Origin of the sequence: Stenotrophomonas sp. MYb57 (assembly GCF_002966815.1) — a bacterium.
GTDB classification, from domain to species: domain Bacteria; phylum Pseudomonadota; class Gammaproteobacteria; order Xanthomonadales; family Xanthomonadaceae; genus Stenotrophomonas; species Stenotrophomonas indicatrix.
On sequence record NZ_CP023271.1, the window covers coordinates 1,591,242 to 1,606,951 of the forward strand.

The following is a 15,710-nucleotide window of genomic DNA, read 5'->3' on the forward strand; positions in this document are numbered from 1 at the left end:
CCGGGTCGGCCCACGCTGTCGTGCTGGCGATGGACATCACTCCGATCAGTACTGCCCGAACCACCTGCGATCCACCGTGTTGTCGACTTGATGCGCGGTATCGGCCGACAGGGGGAATTCTGTAGAGCGGGCTCCCATCAGTAGGTGATCGTCACCTGCACCAGGTCGTTGTAGGTGCCCGCCGGAGGCTGTCCGGCAACGGGAGGCACACGCCCGAATATGTTCAGTGTCTGCGCGCTGCCAGTGCCGACGCCGCTGAAGGTGTCCACGGTGAGCGTATTGCCCCAGCGCTGGCTGCGCGCAGCGTCCCGGTACAGCTCGTAGGTCAGGTAATAGCTGTTGCCGCCGATGGTGGTGCGCATGCGCCGGGTGGTGGTAAGGGCCGGGTTGTTCTGACCGTTGTTCAGGCCGACCTGGTAGGCGGTGCGCTTGAGGCAGGTCAGGGTGAGGGTGGCGGTCTGGTCGATGTTGGCGGGAATGCCGCCGGTGACGTTGCCGAAATTCATGGTGGTGGTGAGGTAGCTGCCGCATTGCGGCAGCACGGTGGCAGTGGCATTGAAGGTGAAGGCATTGCTGGCGGTGTTGGTGCCGGTAGCGCCGCCATTGCAGGTGGCCGGTACGGTGGCGGTGCCCAGCAGCACCTCGTTCCAGGCCCAGGTGAGCACCACGTTGGCCCCGGTGAAGGTGCTGCTGTAGTTGCCGGAGGCCAGCACCTGGTTGGCCGGGATCTGTGCGAACAACTGCGTGGTACGGCTGCCGGAGCCGCCGATCAGCGGCACGTTGTAGGTCATCGTCAGCTCCTGTGCGGGAGGTGTGCCGCGGGGTGCCAGGCCGGTGACTTCGCTGTAGTTGGCGACGTTGTAGATCTGGAAATTGAGCGGATCACTGCTGCCGTTGACCATTGTCCGCCACGGCGAAGTACTGGTGCCGCCGGTGCCATTGCCCAGGCCGATGCAGACGCGGATGCCGGTGGTGGCGATCAGGCTGAGTGCGGCGGTGGAGCAGTTCACGGTGATGTTCAAGGTGCCGGGGGTGGCGCCTGCCGCACCGCTGCTGACGTTGCCGAAGGGCAGCAGCGCGTCGGCGGTGGCGGTGCAGGTCGCGGCCGCGCGTGTCGGTGCACTGGCGATCAGGCCGGCCAGAAGCAGCAGGCCGAGCAGCAGCATCCTCATGGCGCAACCTCCGGCACGCATTGCAGCGGGGCCGGGCGCGCGCTGGCCCCGACGGCGACCACCTGCGGTGCCGGCACGCGGACCCGGCACTGGCCACCGCTGCTGGTGATGTACAGCACGCTGCCGGGTGCAACGTCCTCCAGGTACAGCAGGCCGTCGTAGCCGACGGTGGCCTGGCGGCCATCGGGCAGCTGCACTTCGCTGCCCACCTCCAGCGGTTGCCCCCGCATGTCCTGCAGGATCAGCCGCAATGACGCGCGCGAACGCAGGTTGAAGGTCAGGCCGGTGCCGGCGCGCTGGCGGGGTGTCACCCAGTCCTCGATGCGATCAGCGCGCATGTCCGCCGGCAGGTCCAGGGTGTCGATGGAGACGCGGTTGCGCTGCCAGGACAGCAGCGGGCTGATCAGCAGCAGGCCACGCTCGTCGGTGGCACCGATCAGGCGGTTCTCAAGCCGCACCGGCACACCGCCAACGCCATTCGTGCTGACCACGGCGAAGGCATCGGCGACTTCGCGGGCGGCGAAGGTGTGCCCGGCCATCCACACCAGGCTGCCGCTGGCGCTGCCATAGGCGTAGTTGAGGCCCGCCTGGCGGGAGGCACCGAAGGCGTAGCGGCCGACATCGTTGAGGATGCCGACTTCGGCCAGGCCGCCGCTGCCGCCGTCGCCGTGGCGGACCTGCGCGCGCCAACCGATACCGCCTGCGCTGCCGTCGCCCGGGACCGGCTGGGTGACATCGGCGACCCAGCTCTGGCGGTCGCCATTGCGCTGGCTGGACAGGCTGGCCTGGCGGTTGTTGCCCAGGCTTGCGGTCAGCGACAGGTAGACGCTGCGGTCATCACTGTCGTCCAGGTTCTGGTTGACCGACAGGTAGGCCGACCAGCGCGGGCTCCAGCTGCGTGACCAGAACAGGCTGGCATAACGGTTGTCATCGCCATCGGGGTAGCGCAGGCGAAGGTAACTGGCGCTGAGGGTGCCCAGGCGCAACAGGTCCAGGCCGACCGTGGCCTGCTCGCTGATGCTGGGCGGCAGGTTGGCCTGCAGCGCGCCCAGGTCGCGGTAGTCGCCGTGGCTGCGCACGCTGCGCAGGTTGAAATTGAAGCGCCGGTTGTTCCAGCTGTACCCCAGCGCCCACTGTCCGCCCTGCAGGCCCTGGTAGCGGCTGTGGGCATAGGCGGCATTGAGCACGCCGGCGCCGCCCAGCAGCCACCACCCACCCACGCCGGCCTGGGCCAGGCCGCCGCCGCCCTCGGCATGTGCTTCGCCGGTGAATGTGTCGCTGACGCCGCCGCGCCAGCTGGCGCTTGCCACGGTACGGTCGTCGTAGGCGAAGGAGCGTTCGCCGAACTGCTCGCGCAGCTGGCCGACGCCGAGCGACCAGTCCGACAGACCCTTGGCCAGCAGCTGCTGGGTGCCGTAGAAGCTGAAATCCAGGGTCTGCATGCGGCCGAAGGCATCGGTAACCACCACTTGCGCGCTGCCGGTACCGCTGATGCCCGGCTGCGCCGCCAGCTGGAACGGCCCGACCGGTACCTGGCCGCTGTATTGGCGCAGGCCATCGACATACAGCTCGACCGTCGATGGCACCGCCGCCTGGCCGAGGAAGGCCGGGGTGGGGGTGAGGACGCGATACGGCTGCAGCCCGTAATTGCGCCCGATCTGCAGGCCGCCCAGGCGTACCGGCCGGCTCCAGTCGACAAAGCCGCTGTAGAAGTCGCCAACCTCCAGGGTCAGCGCCTTGTCCGGGAAATCCAGTGTCCAGCGCGTATCAAGGCGTACGCTTTCGCTGCGCCAGTGGCGGTCTCCGGTCTGGTAGCGACGGCTGACGGCGGTGTTCTCGAAGGTACCGGTACCGATGCCGAACACTCGCAGTTCAGAGCTCAGGGTAAGGTTGCCGAGGCTGTCGACACGGCTGCCGTACAGGTCGTAATTGAGCAGGACGCCGGGCGAGGCGCTGCCGCGGGAAGCGCGGACCTGCGGGCGGCTGAGCACGGTCGTGGGCAGGGTCAACTGGTCCAGCGGCACGTCCAGCGCGAGGGTCTGCAGGTGCGCGTCATAGCGCACCACCGCACCGCTGATCTGGTCGAGGTACACCGGGGCATCGCCGCTGGCGTTGAAGCCAAGCTGGCGCAGGATTTCGGGGCTGGCCTGCAGGCGGCCACGGTTGTCGGTGAAGGGCAGCAGGCCGCGCGGCGTGCTGTTGAGGGTCACGTCCAGGTACAGCGTCTGGTTGGCCGTGAGTGGGGTTGGTGGCGGCAGCAGGGCATCGGCGGAGACCCCGGAGACATCGGCTGCATGAGCCGCCGGGGACAGGGCCGCACCGAGCGCTGCGCTCATCAGCGCCTCAGCGAGCCGGTGGTGGCGGCAGCGACGTCTGTTCCGACTCGCCATTGAGCTTGGCCGTGATCTGGTCGTTGTCGCGGTCGATCGCCGTGCGCTCCAGCGGCCAGCGCATGACCTGGCCGGGCAGCACATAGCCCAGCAGGCCGGGATGGACGATGCGCGGCCGCTCCGGGCTGCCCAGGGCGAGGTCGGCGATCTGCGCATAGCTGTTGCCGGTATTGCCTACTTCCACGCCGTTGCGACCGTCGTCCAGCCGGACCAGGCGGGCGTGCAGCTGCGGTGCCAGCCGGCTGCCAGCGCCGGGTTGCACGAATACCGGGATGGAATAGCGCAGCACGAACTGCATGCCTTCGATGCGCGTGGCCAGATCGGGCACCTCGTCGACGATCAACCGGTAGTACTGCTGCGCAGCTGGTGCGTCGGCCACGGCGCGCATGACCCGTACCAGCTGCTGCTGGCCGGCGGCCAACTCCTGCATCGGTGGCGTGGCCAGCAGGTCTTCGGTGGGCAGCAGCTGTTCGTTGCCGTCCTGCTGCACCCAACGGAATACCCGGACCTGCAGCTTCACCGGCGAGGTGCCGCTGTTGGTCAACCACAGTTCGCCGGCGCGCTGGCGTGCCTCCAGCTGCAGGCTGGTGGGCGCGACCTGCAGGCTGGTCGCCGAGGCCGCGGAGACCCAAAGAAGCAGGCTGAGAACGAGCAGCGCCACGCCGGTGGCGCGCCACGGGCGGGATCCGGCCATGCGGGCGTGCTCCATCAATAGGTGATCGTGGCGGTAACGGTATCCAGGTAGTTGCCGGTCGCAGCGTTGGCCGTGCTCAGGTTGAGGATCTGGCCGTAGACGATGTAGGGCACCGCCAGGCCGGTGCCGATACCGGCCTGGGTGTTGGTGCCCGTGGTGGCGCCCCACACCAGGGTATGCGCGGCATCCTGGTAGAGCTGGTAGCCCACGTAGTTGTTGGCCGTCACTGCTGCGTTGGTGTTCTTCATCCGCCGCGTGGTGACGTCATTGGCCGTACCGGCATTGGCACCGGCGTTGAGCGAGATGGTGTACGGGGTCAGCGCCGAACACTGTGCGGTTACGGTGCCCTGGCCCAGGGTCGGGGTGGCGGTGGTGGAGGCGGCGGTACCGAAGTCGACGTTGGTGGCGGCGGCCGCAGTGATGGTGCAGGCCTTGGTGACCACCAGGGTGACGTTGAACGTAGTGGTGTCGGCGGCGGCGGCCGGGCCAGCCACCAGCAGGGCCAAGGCCCAAGCCCAAGGGGAACGAACGGTGGATCGCATGGACAACCTCCCTGACCCGAAGGTCCGTTGAACAGCGCGAAGTCGGCACGTTCGGCGCCGATTTGACGACAGTGGGGCCAGCGTAGGCACCGCAAGTGTCTGTATTCCGTGAGAAACAGGCGATCGAAAGGGTGTGGCCCATCACGCTTTCACGTTCCTTGCCGGATCCGTGCATGCCCCGGATCGCCAGTTGGGTGGCGTTCGTTCAGATTGCGGCCGGATCGGCGATAATGGGAGCCATGAGCGTGAATATCAAAACCCCGCAGGAAATCGAGATGATGCGCATCGCCGGCCGCCTGGCCAGCGAAGTGCTCGACATCGTCACCCCCCACGTCAAGCCCGGTGTCACGACCGAGGAACTGGACCGCATCTGCCACGACCACATCGTGAACGTGCAGGGCGCCATTCCGGCCAACGTCGGCTACCGCGGCTTCCCCAAGACCGTGTGCACCTCGGTCAACAATGTCATCTGCCACGGCATTCCCAGCGAAGGGAAGGTCCTCAAGGATGGCGACATCATCAATATCGACGTCACCGTCATCAAGGACGGCTGGCATGGCGACACCAGCCGCATGTACTTCGTCGGCACCCCGTCGGTGATGGCCAAGCGCCTGGTCGACGCCACCTATGAAGCGATGTGGCGCGGCATCCGCGCGGTGCGTCCGGGCGCAACCCTGGGCGACGTCGGCCATGCGATCCAGAGCTACGCCGAAGGCGAGCGTTTCAGCGTGGTGCGCGAGTACTGCGGCCACGGCATCGGCAAGGTCTACCACGATGAGCCGCAGGTGGTGCATTACGGCCGTCCGGGCCAGGGCCTGGTGCTGCAGCCGGGCATGACCTTCACCATCGAGCCGATGATCAACGAGGGCACCCGCTACAACAAGGTGCTGCCCGATGGCTGGACCGTGGTGACCAAGGACCGCAAGCTGTCGGCACAGTGGGAGCACATGATCGCCGTCACCGAGACCGGCGTGGACGTGCTGACCCTGTCGCCGGGCGAGTCGCAGGTCTCCTGACGATGCTGCCGGCGAGTTCGCTGCTGGACACGCCGGCCGCGTCGCTCAACGACCCGGACTGGGCTGCTGCCGCGCGCGACGCGCTGCAGCAGGCCGATACGCGCCTGTACCGCCGCTTCGACCAGGGCGACAACATCGAGCGCCTGCTGGCATTGCGCGCGCGCGCGGCCGATCACCTGATCCGCCATGCGTGGCAGCGCTGCCTGCCGGCCGACAGTGGCCTGTCGCTGTTTGCGGTCGGTGGCTATGGGCGCGGTGAACTGTTCCCGCGCTCGGACATCGACCTGCTGGTGTTCGGCGATCCGCAGGCGCAGCTGGCCCATGAGGAAGCGCTCGCTCGCCTGTTCGCGCTGCTGTGGGATTGCGGCCTGGCGGTCAGCCACGCGGTGCGTTCGGGCGGGCAGTGCAGCGAGGCTGCGGCCGACCAGACCGTGCTGACGGCGTTGATCGAAGCGCGCCCGCTGATGGCCGATGAGGCGGCGCGGCGTGCGCTGCGTGCGGCAGTGGATGACCGCGAGCTGTGGACGCCGCGTGCGTTCTTCCTGGCCAAGCTGGAAGAACTGCGCAACCGCCACCAGCGTTTCGGCGACACCGCCGACAACCTGGAGCCGGACCTGAAGGATGGCCCCGGCGGCCTGCGCGATCTCAACACGCTGGGCTGGATGGCGCTGCGTGCGTTTGGCGTGCGCGATCTGGAAGCGCTGGTCGGCCTGGGCCACCTGGGCGCTGACGAGGCCGCGGCGCTGAAGCGCGAACGTGCGGTGCTGGCGCGACTGCGCTTCGGCCTGCACCTGGTGGCGCGACGCCCGGAAGAGCGCCTGCGCTTCGATTACCAGAAGACCCTGGCCGCGCGCCTGGGCTTTGAAGACGACGCCGAGAGCCTGGGCGTCGAGAAGATGATGCAGGGCTTCTACCGCGCCGCTTCGGTGGTGCGGCGGATCAGTGATCGTCTGCTGCAGCGTTTCGAGGAACAGTTCGATGGCGAGGCACAGCCTGAGCCGCTGACCGTGGGGTTCGCGCTGCGCCGTGGCTACCTGGCGGCCAACGATGCCGACTGGCCGAATGCTGACATCGGCCAGGTCTTCGCGTTGTTCGCCAGTTGGGCGAACAATCCGCAGATCCGTGGCCTGCATTCGTTGACTGCGCGCGCGCTGGCCGAATCGCTGCCGTTGCTGCCTGCCTATGACCAGGCAGACCCTGATGCGCGCGAACAGTTCATGGCCCTGCTGCGTGGCCAGCGCCCGGTCGACACGCTTTCGCGCATGGCGCGGCTGGGCGTGCTCGGGCAGTGGATTCCCGCATTCGCCCAGGTCAGCGGGCGCATGCAGTTCGACCTGTTCCATGTCTACACCGTCGACCAGCACACGCTGATGGTCCTGCGCAACATGGGGCTGTTCGCCAGCAGTCGCGCCGATGAACGTTTCTCCATCGCCCACGAAGTCTGGCCGCGCCTGCGCAAGCCCGAACTGCTGCTGCTGGCCGGCCTGTTCCACGACATCGCCAAGGGGCGCGGCGGCGATCATTCCGAACTGGGCGCGGTCGATGCACGGGCGTTCTGCCACGCGCAGGGGCTGAGTGGTTCGGATACCGAACTGGTGGCCTGGCTGGTCGAACAGCACCTGCGGATGTCGGTGACCGCGCAGAAGCAGGACATCGCCGATGCGGACGTGATCCATCGCTTCGCGACCCTGGTCGGCAGCCGCGACCGCCTGGATTACCTCTATCTGCTGACCTGCGCCGACATCGCCGGCACCAGCCCGAAGTTGTGGAACGCGTGGAAGGACCGGCTGCTGGCCGATCTGTATTTCGCTACCCGCCGCGCGCTGCGCGAGGGCCTGGAGCATCCGGTGCCGGCCGCCGAGCGCGTGGCCGAAGCGCGCGACAGCGTGCGTGCGCTGGTGCGAGAGCAGGGATACGACGATGCCACCATCGACCGCCAGTTCGCGGTGATGCCTGACGAAGGTTTCATCCGCCTGCGCCCGGAACAGCTGGCCTGGCAGGCTGCCGCACTGGTGCCGATCAAGCAGGGCCAGACGCTGGTGAAGGTACGCCGGATCAGCGTTGACGACCCGGCGCTGGAAGTGTTCGTGCACTCGCCGGACCGTGATGGCCTGTTTGCCGCGATCGTGATGACCCTGGACCGCAAGGGTTACGGCATCCACCGCGCACGCGTGCTGGATGGTCCGTCCGAGACGATTTTCGATAATTTTGAAGTCAGCCCGGCCGATACGTTTGCCGATGGCAGCAGCGCCAACCTGGAAGCTGCACTGCGCGAGGCGCTCAGTGGCGACCTTGCGCGGCTGCGTCCCTCGCGCCGGGTGGTGCCACGCCAGCTGCGCCACTTCCGTTTCGCCCCACGCATCGAGTTCCGCGATGAACCCGGCGCGACCCGCTTTGCCCTGGTCGCGCCCGACCGCCCCGGCCTGCTGGCCGACGTGGCGTTCGTGCTGCGCAACCAGGGACTGCGCGTGCAGGACGCGCGCATTGCCACATTCGGCGAACGCGCCGAAGACACCTTCGTGATCAGTGACGAACACGACCTCCCCCTGACTGAATCCGCCCGGCAGCAGCTGCATGACGCAATGCTGGCCTGCCTGGACCCTGATCGAAACGCCGGAGACCCCGCCTGATGGCCACCAAGCCTGCAAAGAAGACTGCCGCGACTGCCAAGAGCGCTGCGGCCAGAAAGACTACTGCCGCTGCCCCGGCTGCGAAGAAAGCGGCACAACAGCCGAAGGCGGGCCAGACCGCAGCGGTGAAGAAGGCCGCCGTGCCGAAACAGGCTGCAGCGAAGAAGGCGCCGGCAAAGAAGGTCCCGGCCAAGACCGCTGAAGCTGCGCGCGCCGAGAACATCGCACGCAAGTCGCTGCGCAAGCCGGCCGGGCCGGGCGTGGAAGAACTGAAGTTCGGCATCGAAAGCGCCTTCGAGCGCCGCGCCACGCTGACCCTGCACGAACTGGAAGGCTCGACCCGGCCGCTGGTCAACCGCGTGATCGATGGCCTGGAAAGCGGCGAGTTCCGCGTCGCCGAACCCGATGGCCATGGTGGCTGGAAGGTCAACGAATGGCTGAAGAAGGCGGTGCTGCTGTATTTCCGCGTCAACGACATGGCCGTGGTCGATGCACGCCCGGCACCGTTCTGGGACAAGGTCGAATCGCGCTTTGCCGGCTATGACGAGGCGAAGTTCCGCCGTGGCGGCGTGCGCGTGGTGCCGGGTGCGATCGCCCGTCGCGGCACGTATTTCGGCAAGGACGTGGTGCTGATGCCGAGCTTCACCAACATCGGTGCCTACGTCGGCGAAGGCACCATGGTCGACACCTGGGCCACCGTCGGTTCCTGCGCGCAGATCGGCCAGCACTGCCACCTGTCCGGTGGTGCCGGCATCGGTGGCGTGCTCGAGCCGCTGCAGGCCAGCCCGACCATCATCGAAGACCATTGCTTCATCGGCGCGCGTTCGGAAGTGGTGGAAGGCGTGGTCGTCGGCCATCACAGCGTGATCGGCATGGGCGTGTTCCTCAGCCAGAGCACCCGCATCTACAACCGCGCCACCGGCGAAATCAGCTACGGCTACATTCCCCCGTACAGCGTGGTGGTGTCCGGCTCGCTGCCGAGCAAGGACGGTACCCACTCGCTGTACTGCGCGGTGATCGTCAAGCAGGTCGATGCCCGCACCCGCAGCAAGACCAGCGTCAACGACCTGCTGCGCGGCCTGGCCGACTGACGGGGCCGCACGCATGAGCACCACCGTCTACGGTCTGAAGAACTGCGATACCTGCAAGAAGGCGACCAAGTGGCTGGACCGCTTCGGCGTGCCGTACACCTTCGTCGACTACCGCGACAACAAACCCAGCCCGGAAACGCTGCTGGAATGGGCCGCCCAGCTGGGTGGCCTGGCGGCGATGGTCAACCGGTCCTCCACCACCTGGCGGCAGCTGCCGGACAACCGCAAGGCCGCCGATTCGGAGGCGGAATGGAAGCTGCTGCTGCGCGAGTACCCGCAGTTGATCAAGCGGCCGCTGGTGGTGACTGCCGACGGCAAGGTCAGCCAGGGTTTCAGCGACAACGGTTTCAAGGCGCGCTTCGGCGTGGGCGGCGCGTGAGCGCCGTCCTCGACCTGGCCTGCGATCTGATTGCACGGCCGTCGGTGACCCCGGACGATGCCGGTTGCCAGGAACTGATCGGCCAGCGTCTGCAGGCGGCCGGTTTCACCTGTGAGCACCTGCGGCTGGGCGAGGTCGACAACCTGTGGGCCACGCACGGCAGCGGCGCGCCGGTGTTGGTCTTGCTGGGCCATACCGATGTGGTGCCGCCGGGCCCGCGCGAGGCGTGGCAGAGCGATCCGTTCGCGCCACAGATCCGCGATGGCGTGCTGTACGGTCGCGGCACCGCCGACATGAAGGGCAGCGTGGCCGCGTTCGTGATCGCTGCCGAACAGTTCGTTGCGGCCCATCCGCAGCACACCGGCACGCTGGCGGTGCTGCTGACCAGCGATGAGGAAGGCGATGCGATCGATGGCGTGCGCCATGTCGCGCGGCTGTTCGCCGAGCGTGGCCAGCGCATCGACTGGTGCATCACCGGCGAGCCGTCCTCCACCGCCACGCTGGGTGACCTGCTGCGCGTGGGACGTCGCGGCAGCCTGTCGGCCAAGCTGCGCGTGCAGGGCGTGCAGGGCCACGTGGCCTACCCGGACAAGGCGCGCAATCCGATTCATCTTGCCGCGCCCATGCTGGCCGAACTGAGCGCACGGCGCTGGGACGAGGGCTATGAGAGCTTCCCGTCGACCAGCCTGCAGATCTCCAACATCCATGCCGGCACCGGTGCCAACAACGTGATTCCCGGTGAGCTGGAGGTGGATTTCAACATCCGCTACAACCCGCACTGGGATGCAGCGAAGCTGGAAGCGGACATCACCGCGCTGCTGGACCGCCATGGCCTGCAGTACACGCTGAAGTGGCACCGCAGTGGCGAGCCGTTCTACACCCCGGAAGGTACGTTGCGTGCAGCGGCGCGCGCGGTACTGGCCGAGCACACCGGTCGCGCACCGGAAGAGAGCACCGGTGGTGGCACCTCCGATGCGCGCTTCATCGCACCCCTGGGCGCGCAGTGCATCGAAGTCGGCCCGGTCAACGCCAGCATCCACCAGGTGGATGAGAACGTGCGCGTGGACGAGCTGGAAGCACTGCCGGGGCTGTACCAGCGACTGGTGGAGCGGTTGCTGGTGTGATCCGCGTCGCCGGGCATGGCCCGGCGCTACCGGGTGAGCGTGCGGATGCTGGTGTGATCCGCGTCGCCGGGCATGGCCCGGCGCTACCGGGGTGAGCGTGCGGTTGCTGGTGTGATCCGCGTCGCCGGGCATGGCCCGGCGCCACCGGGGTGAGCGTGCGGATGATCGTGGGTAGCGCCGGGCCATGCCCGGCGAGCGCAGCGGCGCGCGTTACTCCGAAAAACTGAAGAACGGCGGTTCGACCGCTTTCTTCCAGTAGCTCGGCGCCGCCATGTAGAACTGCTGTGCTTCCGCCTTGGCAAACCAGGCCGCAGCAGCGTCAGGGTTCTTCTCCACGCCCGGCGCACTGCGGCCCAGCAGCAGCCCGGCGAAGTACTGGCCGAACACATTGCCCTTCTCGCCGGCGCGCTGGTACAGCTGCAGCGCACGCGCCGGATCGCGCGGCAGTCCCACGCCCTTCTCCAGCAGCGCGCCCAGGTCTACCTGCGCTTCGGCATCGCCGCGCTCGGCGCGACGCTGGATCTGCGCAACCAGCGGATGCACGCTGTCGCCCTGCGCGGCCACCGCATCCGGCAGTCGCGACGATGAACTCGGGTAGCGCTGGTAGATCATTCCGCGCAGGTCCCAGCGCAGCGCCTGTTGCGCGTCGCCACGCTGGCGATAGGCCTTGGCGAGTTCGTAGAACGCATAGGGATTGCCGTGATAGGCCGCCGCCAGATAGGCGCGTTCGCCACGCCGCCAGGACGCGCGCAGCACCGGCGCAGGATTGATGTGGGGGCTGTCGGCATACTGCAGCGTGCCGGAGATCCAGATCCGGCCCAGGGCTTTTTCCGCCTTGGTGTTGTGGAAGGTCCAGGGGGTGACCGCTGCGGCACGCTCGTAATAGGCGATGGCGCGCGGATCGTTGAAGCGCTCGAAGGTTTCCGCGGTATCAAAGGCCCCCTCGAAGCTGCCGTCGGTTCCGCGTTGTTCCAAGCTCTGCTGCTGAGCCGGCGGAAGGGGCGAGGGTGGGGGCAGGGTCTGGCAGGCGGCCAGGCCCAGGCAGATCAGCGCGGCCAGAGCCGCGTTACGTCCGTTGCGGTGTTGCATTTCCATTGCACGTTTCACGGCGGGCCATTATGCGCTCTGCGGAGTGGTTGCCAACGCAACGGTTGCGCCGTGCCGGAAAGCGGGGTAGGGTCGGTGCCATGTCGATCCGCCTGGCCACCGCCGTCAACAACACCAACCGCAATAATCTGCGTGCGAATAATCGTGCGCGGCCGATGCGGGACTGCGCCCTGGGTAGATAGACAGCAACATACGCCCGGACACCAGAAAACCCGCATCGGCCGATGCGGGTTTTTTTGTGCCCGGGCGCAGCCCCACCCGGGCCTGGATGGCCGGTCGAACACCTTCCCCCCGTGTACTTCCCCACAACAGGAGTTCCACCCATGTGTTCGATCTTCGGTATTTTCGGCCTGCAGGCCGGTGACGATCTTCCTTCCCTGCGCCGCCATGCGCTGGAGCTGTCGCAGCGCCAGCGTCATCGTGGCCCGGACTGGAGCGGTGTGTACCTGGACGAGGGCGCGCTGCTGGTGCACGAGCGCCTGGCCATCGTCGATCCGGCAGGCGGCTCGCAGCCGCTGCTGTCCGAAGACGGGCAGCTGGCGCTGGCGGTCAACGGCGAGATCTACAACCACCAGCAGCTCAAGGCCGGACTTGCCCAGGCCTATGCCTTCCAGACCGGCTCGGACTGCGAGGTGATCAACGCGCTGTACCGCCAGGGCGGGTCGCCGGCGCAGTGGCTGGAGCAGCTCAACGGCATCTTCGCTTTCGCTTTGTGGGATCGCAGTGCGGGTCGTGTGCTGGTCGCGCGCGACCCGGTCGGCGTGGTGCCGCTGTACTGGGGCCATGATGCGCAGGGGCGGTTGCGCGTCGCCTCTGAAATGAAGGCGTTGGTCGATACCTGCGCCGACGTCGCCCAGTTCCCGCCCGGCCATTACTACGACAGCGCCAGCGGTGAGCTGGTGCGCTACTACCAGCAGCCGTGGCGCGAGTACGACGACGTGCAGGGCCGCTCGGCCGATCTCGCCGAGCTGCGCCAGGCCTTCGAACATGCGGTCGAACGCCAGTTGATGAGTGACGTGCCGTACGGCGTGCTGCTGTCGGGCGGGCTGGATTCGTCGCTGGTTGCCGCCGTGGCAGCACGTTATGCGCGTCGTCGCATCGAAGATGGCGGGCAGAGCGAAGCGTGGTGGCCGCGCCTGCATTCGTTCGCCATCGGCCTGAAGGGCTCGCCGGATCTGGCCGCTGCTGCGGTGGCCGCCGAAGCACTGGGCACGGTCCACCACGGCTTCGAATACACCTTCGAAGAAGGCCTGGACGTGCTGCCGGAGGTGATCCGCCATATTGAAACCTACGACGTCACCACCATCCGCGCCTCCACGCCGATGTTCCTGCTGGCGCGCCGGATCAAGGCGATGGGGGTGAAGATGGTGCTGTCCGGCGAAGGCAGCGACGAGATCTTCGGCGGCTATCTGTACTTCCACAAGGCGCCGGACGCGCGCGAATTCCACCAGGAACTGGTGCGCAAGCTCGACGCCCTGCACAACTACGATTGCCTGCGCGCCAACAAGTCGATGATGGCCTGGGGCGTGGAGCCGCGCGTGCCGTTCCTGGACCGCGAGTTCCTCGACGTGGCGATGCGATTCGATGCCGCGCACAAGATGGTCGGCGCCGGTTTTGGTGGTCGCCGCATCGAGAAGGCGGTACTGCGCGAAGCCTTCCAGGGCTACCTGCCGGACAGCATCCTGTGGCGGCAGAAAGAGCAGTTCAGCGATGGCGTCGGCTATGGCTGGATCGATGGCCTGAAGGCGCACGCCGAAGCACAGGTCAGCGACCGCGTGTTGGCTGCGGCCGACAAGCGCTTCCCGCACAACCCGCCGCAGACCAAGGAGGCGTACTACTACCGTCACCTGTTCGAGCAGTTCTTCCCCAGCCATGCGGCGGCTGAAACCGTGCCGGGCGGCAAGTCGATCGCCTGTTCCTCGCCGGCAGCGATCGCCTGGGATGCCAGCTTCGCCGCCGCCGCCGACCCGTCGGGCCGCGCCATCGCCGGCGTGCACGAGCAGGCGTTGGCCTGATCGGCCGCGCCGAGCGGCAGCCACACGGGGAGCGCCGGGCCATGCCCGGCGAGCCCTGCAGCGCATGGGCGGCGAGGGACGTATCATCAGCCCCCTGCACATTGGGGAATGTTCATGGACGTACAGACCGGAGGTCCCGTGAGGCCGACGAAGTGGGCTTGGCGCTACCTGGTGTGGGCCGGCGTGCCGCTGCTGGTCGGCCTGCTGCTGGCCCGCTATGCGGGCCCCGGGCTACCGACGGTGGCCAGCAAGGCCGAAGACGTGGTCGGCAGTGACTGGGCACATCACCTGGCCTCGCCGCTCGGCCTGTTCCTGCTGCAGCTGCTGGTGCTGCTGCTGGTCGCCAAGGGCGCCGGCGCGCTGTTGAAGCGTTTCGGCCAGCCGGCCGTGATCGGCGAAATGGCCGCCGGCCTGATGATGGGGCCGCTGTTGCTGGGCAGCCTGCTGCCGCAGGTGCACGGTGCACTGTTCCCGGCCGCTTCGCTCGGGCCGCTGGGCATGCTCAGCCAGCTGGGTGTGCTGATGTTCCTGCTGGTAGCCGGCGCCGAGCTTGATCTGGGCGCGCTGCGTGGGCGTCGTCGCTTCGCGTTTACCGTCAGCCACGCAGGCATCGCGGTGCCGTTCGTGCTTGGTGTGGTCCTGGCCATCTGGCTGTATCCGCAGCATGGACCGCAGGGCGTGAGCTTCACCGCGTTCGCGCTGTTCGTCGGCATTTCGATGAGCATCACCGCTTTCCCGGTACTGCTGCGCATCCTCGCTGATCGCGGCATCACCCACACCCCGCTGGGGCAGACCGCCATCGCCTGCGCGGCGCTGGGCGATGCGACCGCATGGTGCCTGCTGGCGCTGATCGTGGCGGCAGCGCAGGCCACCGGCTGGTTGCCGGCCAGCCTCAACCTGCTGTGCGTGGTGGCGTTCATCGCGCTGATGCTGGGACTGGTGAAGCCGTGGTTCGCCCGCCAGACCATCGCGCCGGGTCGCGAAGGGCGCTGGCTGCTGGGCATCCTGCTGCTGTCGCTGGCCAGTGCGCTGGTCACCGAAGTGCTCGGCATCCATGCGCTGTTCGGCGCCTTCGCTGCAGGCGTGGCGGTGTCGTCCAACGCGCAGCTGCGGCACCTGCTGGTGGCCAGGGTCGAACCGTTCGCGGTGACGCTGCTGCTGCCGCTGTTCTTCGCCATGACCGGCCTGCGCATGCGCGCCGACGCGTTGCACAGCAGCGACATTCTGCTGTGCGTGGTGGTGATCGCCGTGGCCACGGTGGGCAAGCTGCTGGGCACCTGGAGCGCGGCGCGCAGTACCGGCATGGCCTCGCGCGAAGCGTGGCGACTGGGTGCACTGATGAATACCCGCGGGTTGATGGAGCTGATCGTGCTCAACCTCGGCTACGAGCTGGGCCTGCTGGGCGACCGCCTGTTTGCGGTGCTGGTGATCATGGCACTGGTGACGACCGCGATGACCGGGCCGCTGTTGAACCTGATCGAGCGCCGCCACCTCCGTTAATGGGGTCGTTAATGGGGTCAGATCCCTTTTCCACAGGAAAAGGGATCTGA

12 protein-coding genes are annotated in these 15,710 nt (G+C 67.6%); 7 read left to right on the plus strand and 5 right to left on the minus strand.

What is annotated here, in order from left to right; genetic code table 11:
- Positions 1 to 137: 137 nt before the first annotated feature.
- From CLM74_RS07275 to CLM74_RS07290, 4 genes are read right to left on the minus strand one after another with little or no spacing between them, the layout of a single operon-like run.
- A complete protein-coding gene (locus tag CLM74_RS07275; RefSeq protein WP_025877653.1) occupies positions 138 to 1,172 on the minus strand; it encodes a spore coat U domain-containing protein in 1,035 nt (344 codons plus the stop codon).
- Positions 1,169 to 3,508, minus strand: coding sequence for a fimbria/pilus outer membrane usher protein (locus CLM74_RS07280; protein WP_105163766.1), 2,340 nt, complete (start codon positions 3,506 to 3,508; stop codon positions 1,169 to 1,171). The genes CLM74_RS07275 and CLM74_RS07280 overlap by 4 nt, the downstream gene beginning before the upstream one ends.
- 7 nt (positions 3,509 to 3,515) lie before the next feature.
- Positions 3,516 to 4,271: a molecular chaperone gene (locus CLM74_RS07285; protein ID WP_105163767.1), complete on the minus strand. Its 756-nt coding sequence runs from the start codon at positions 4,269 to 4,271 to the stop codon at positions 3,516 to 3,518.
- Positions 4,271 to 4,798 (minus strand): spore coat U domain-containing protein, encoded by a 528-nt coding sequence (locus CLM74_RS07290; protein ID WP_025877648.1) that lies wholly within the window; start codon positions 4,796 to 4,798, stop codon positions 4,271 to 4,273. Before CLM74_RS07290 ends, CLM74_RS07285 begins: the two co-directional genes overlap by 1 nt.
- A gap of 173 nt (positions 4,799 to 4,971) precedes the next feature.
- Here CLM74_RS07290 and map point away from each other — a divergent pair, with 173 nt between their 5' ends.
- The 5 genes from map to dapE are packed head-to-tail and all read left to right on the plus strand — an operon-like array spanning position 4,972 to position 11,038.
- Entirely contained in the window at positions 4,972 to 5,814 is an 843-nt protein-coding gene (map, locus tag CLM74_RS07295; RefSeq protein ID WP_080277585.1) for a type I methionyl aminopeptidase, read from the plus strand.
- 2 nt (positions 5,815 to 5,816) lie between these two features.
- The gene (locus CLM74_RS07300) at positions 5,817 to 8,444 is read left to right on the plus strand and encodes a [protein-PII] uridylyltransferase (protein ID WP_059063599.1); all 2,628 of its coding nucleotides are present in this window, start codon (positions 5,817 to 5,819) and stop codon (positions 8,442 to 8,444) included.
- A complete protein-coding gene (gene dapD / locus CLM74_RS07305; RefSeq protein WP_025877642.1) occupies positions 8,444 to 9,535 on the plus strand; it encodes a 2,3,4,5-tetrahydropyridine-2,6-dicarboxylate N-succinyltransferase in 1,092 nt (363 codons plus the stop codon). Before CLM74_RS07300 ends, dapD begins: the two co-directional genes overlap by 1 nt.
- A 13-nt stretch (positions 9,536 to 9,548) precedes the next feature.
- Positions 9,549 to 9,914, plus strand: a complete 366-nt coding sequence (locus CLM74_RS07310) for an arsenate reductase (RefSeq protein WP_025877641.1) — start codon at positions 9,549 to 9,551, stop codon at positions 9,912 to 9,914.
- Positions 9,911 to 11,038: a succinyl-diaminopimelate desuccinylase gene (gene dapE, locus CLM74_RS07315; RefSeq protein ID WP_099783398.1), complete on the plus strand. Its 1,128-nt coding sequence runs from the start codon at positions 9,911 to 9,913 to the stop codon at positions 11,036 to 11,038. Before CLM74_RS07310 ends, dapE begins: the two co-directional genes overlap by 4 nt.
- 210 nt (positions 11,039 to 11,248) lie before the next feature.
- On the opposite strand, the gene CLM74_RS07320 is transcribed toward dapE, so the two are convergent.
- Entirely contained in the window at positions 11,249 to 12,127 is an 879-nt protein-coding gene (locus CLM74_RS07320) for an SEL1-like repeat protein (RefSeq protein WP_032975819.1), read from the minus strand.
- Positions 12,128 to 12,468: 341 nt separating this feature from the next.
- Here CLM74_RS07320 and asnB point away from each other — a divergent pair, with 341 nt between their 5' ends.
- Together asnB and CLM74_RS07330 are read left to right on the plus strand one after the other, a co-directional pair.
- Positions 12,469 to 14,160 carry an asparagine synthase B gene (gene asnB / locus CLM74_RS07325; protein WP_080149328.1) on the plus strand — a complete coding sequence of 564 codons (1,692 nt, stop codon included), beginning with the start codon at positions 12,469 to 12,471 and terminating at the stop codon, positions 14,158 to 14,160.
- Between the two features lie 108 nt (positions 14,161 to 14,268).
- Complete coding sequence (locus CLM74_RS07330) at positions 14,269 to 15,660, plus strand: cation:proton antiporter (protein ID WP_105163768.1); 1,392 nt, start codon at positions 14,269 to 14,271, stop codon at positions 15,658 to 15,660.
- Positions 15,661 to 15,710: the final 50 nt, after the last annotated feature.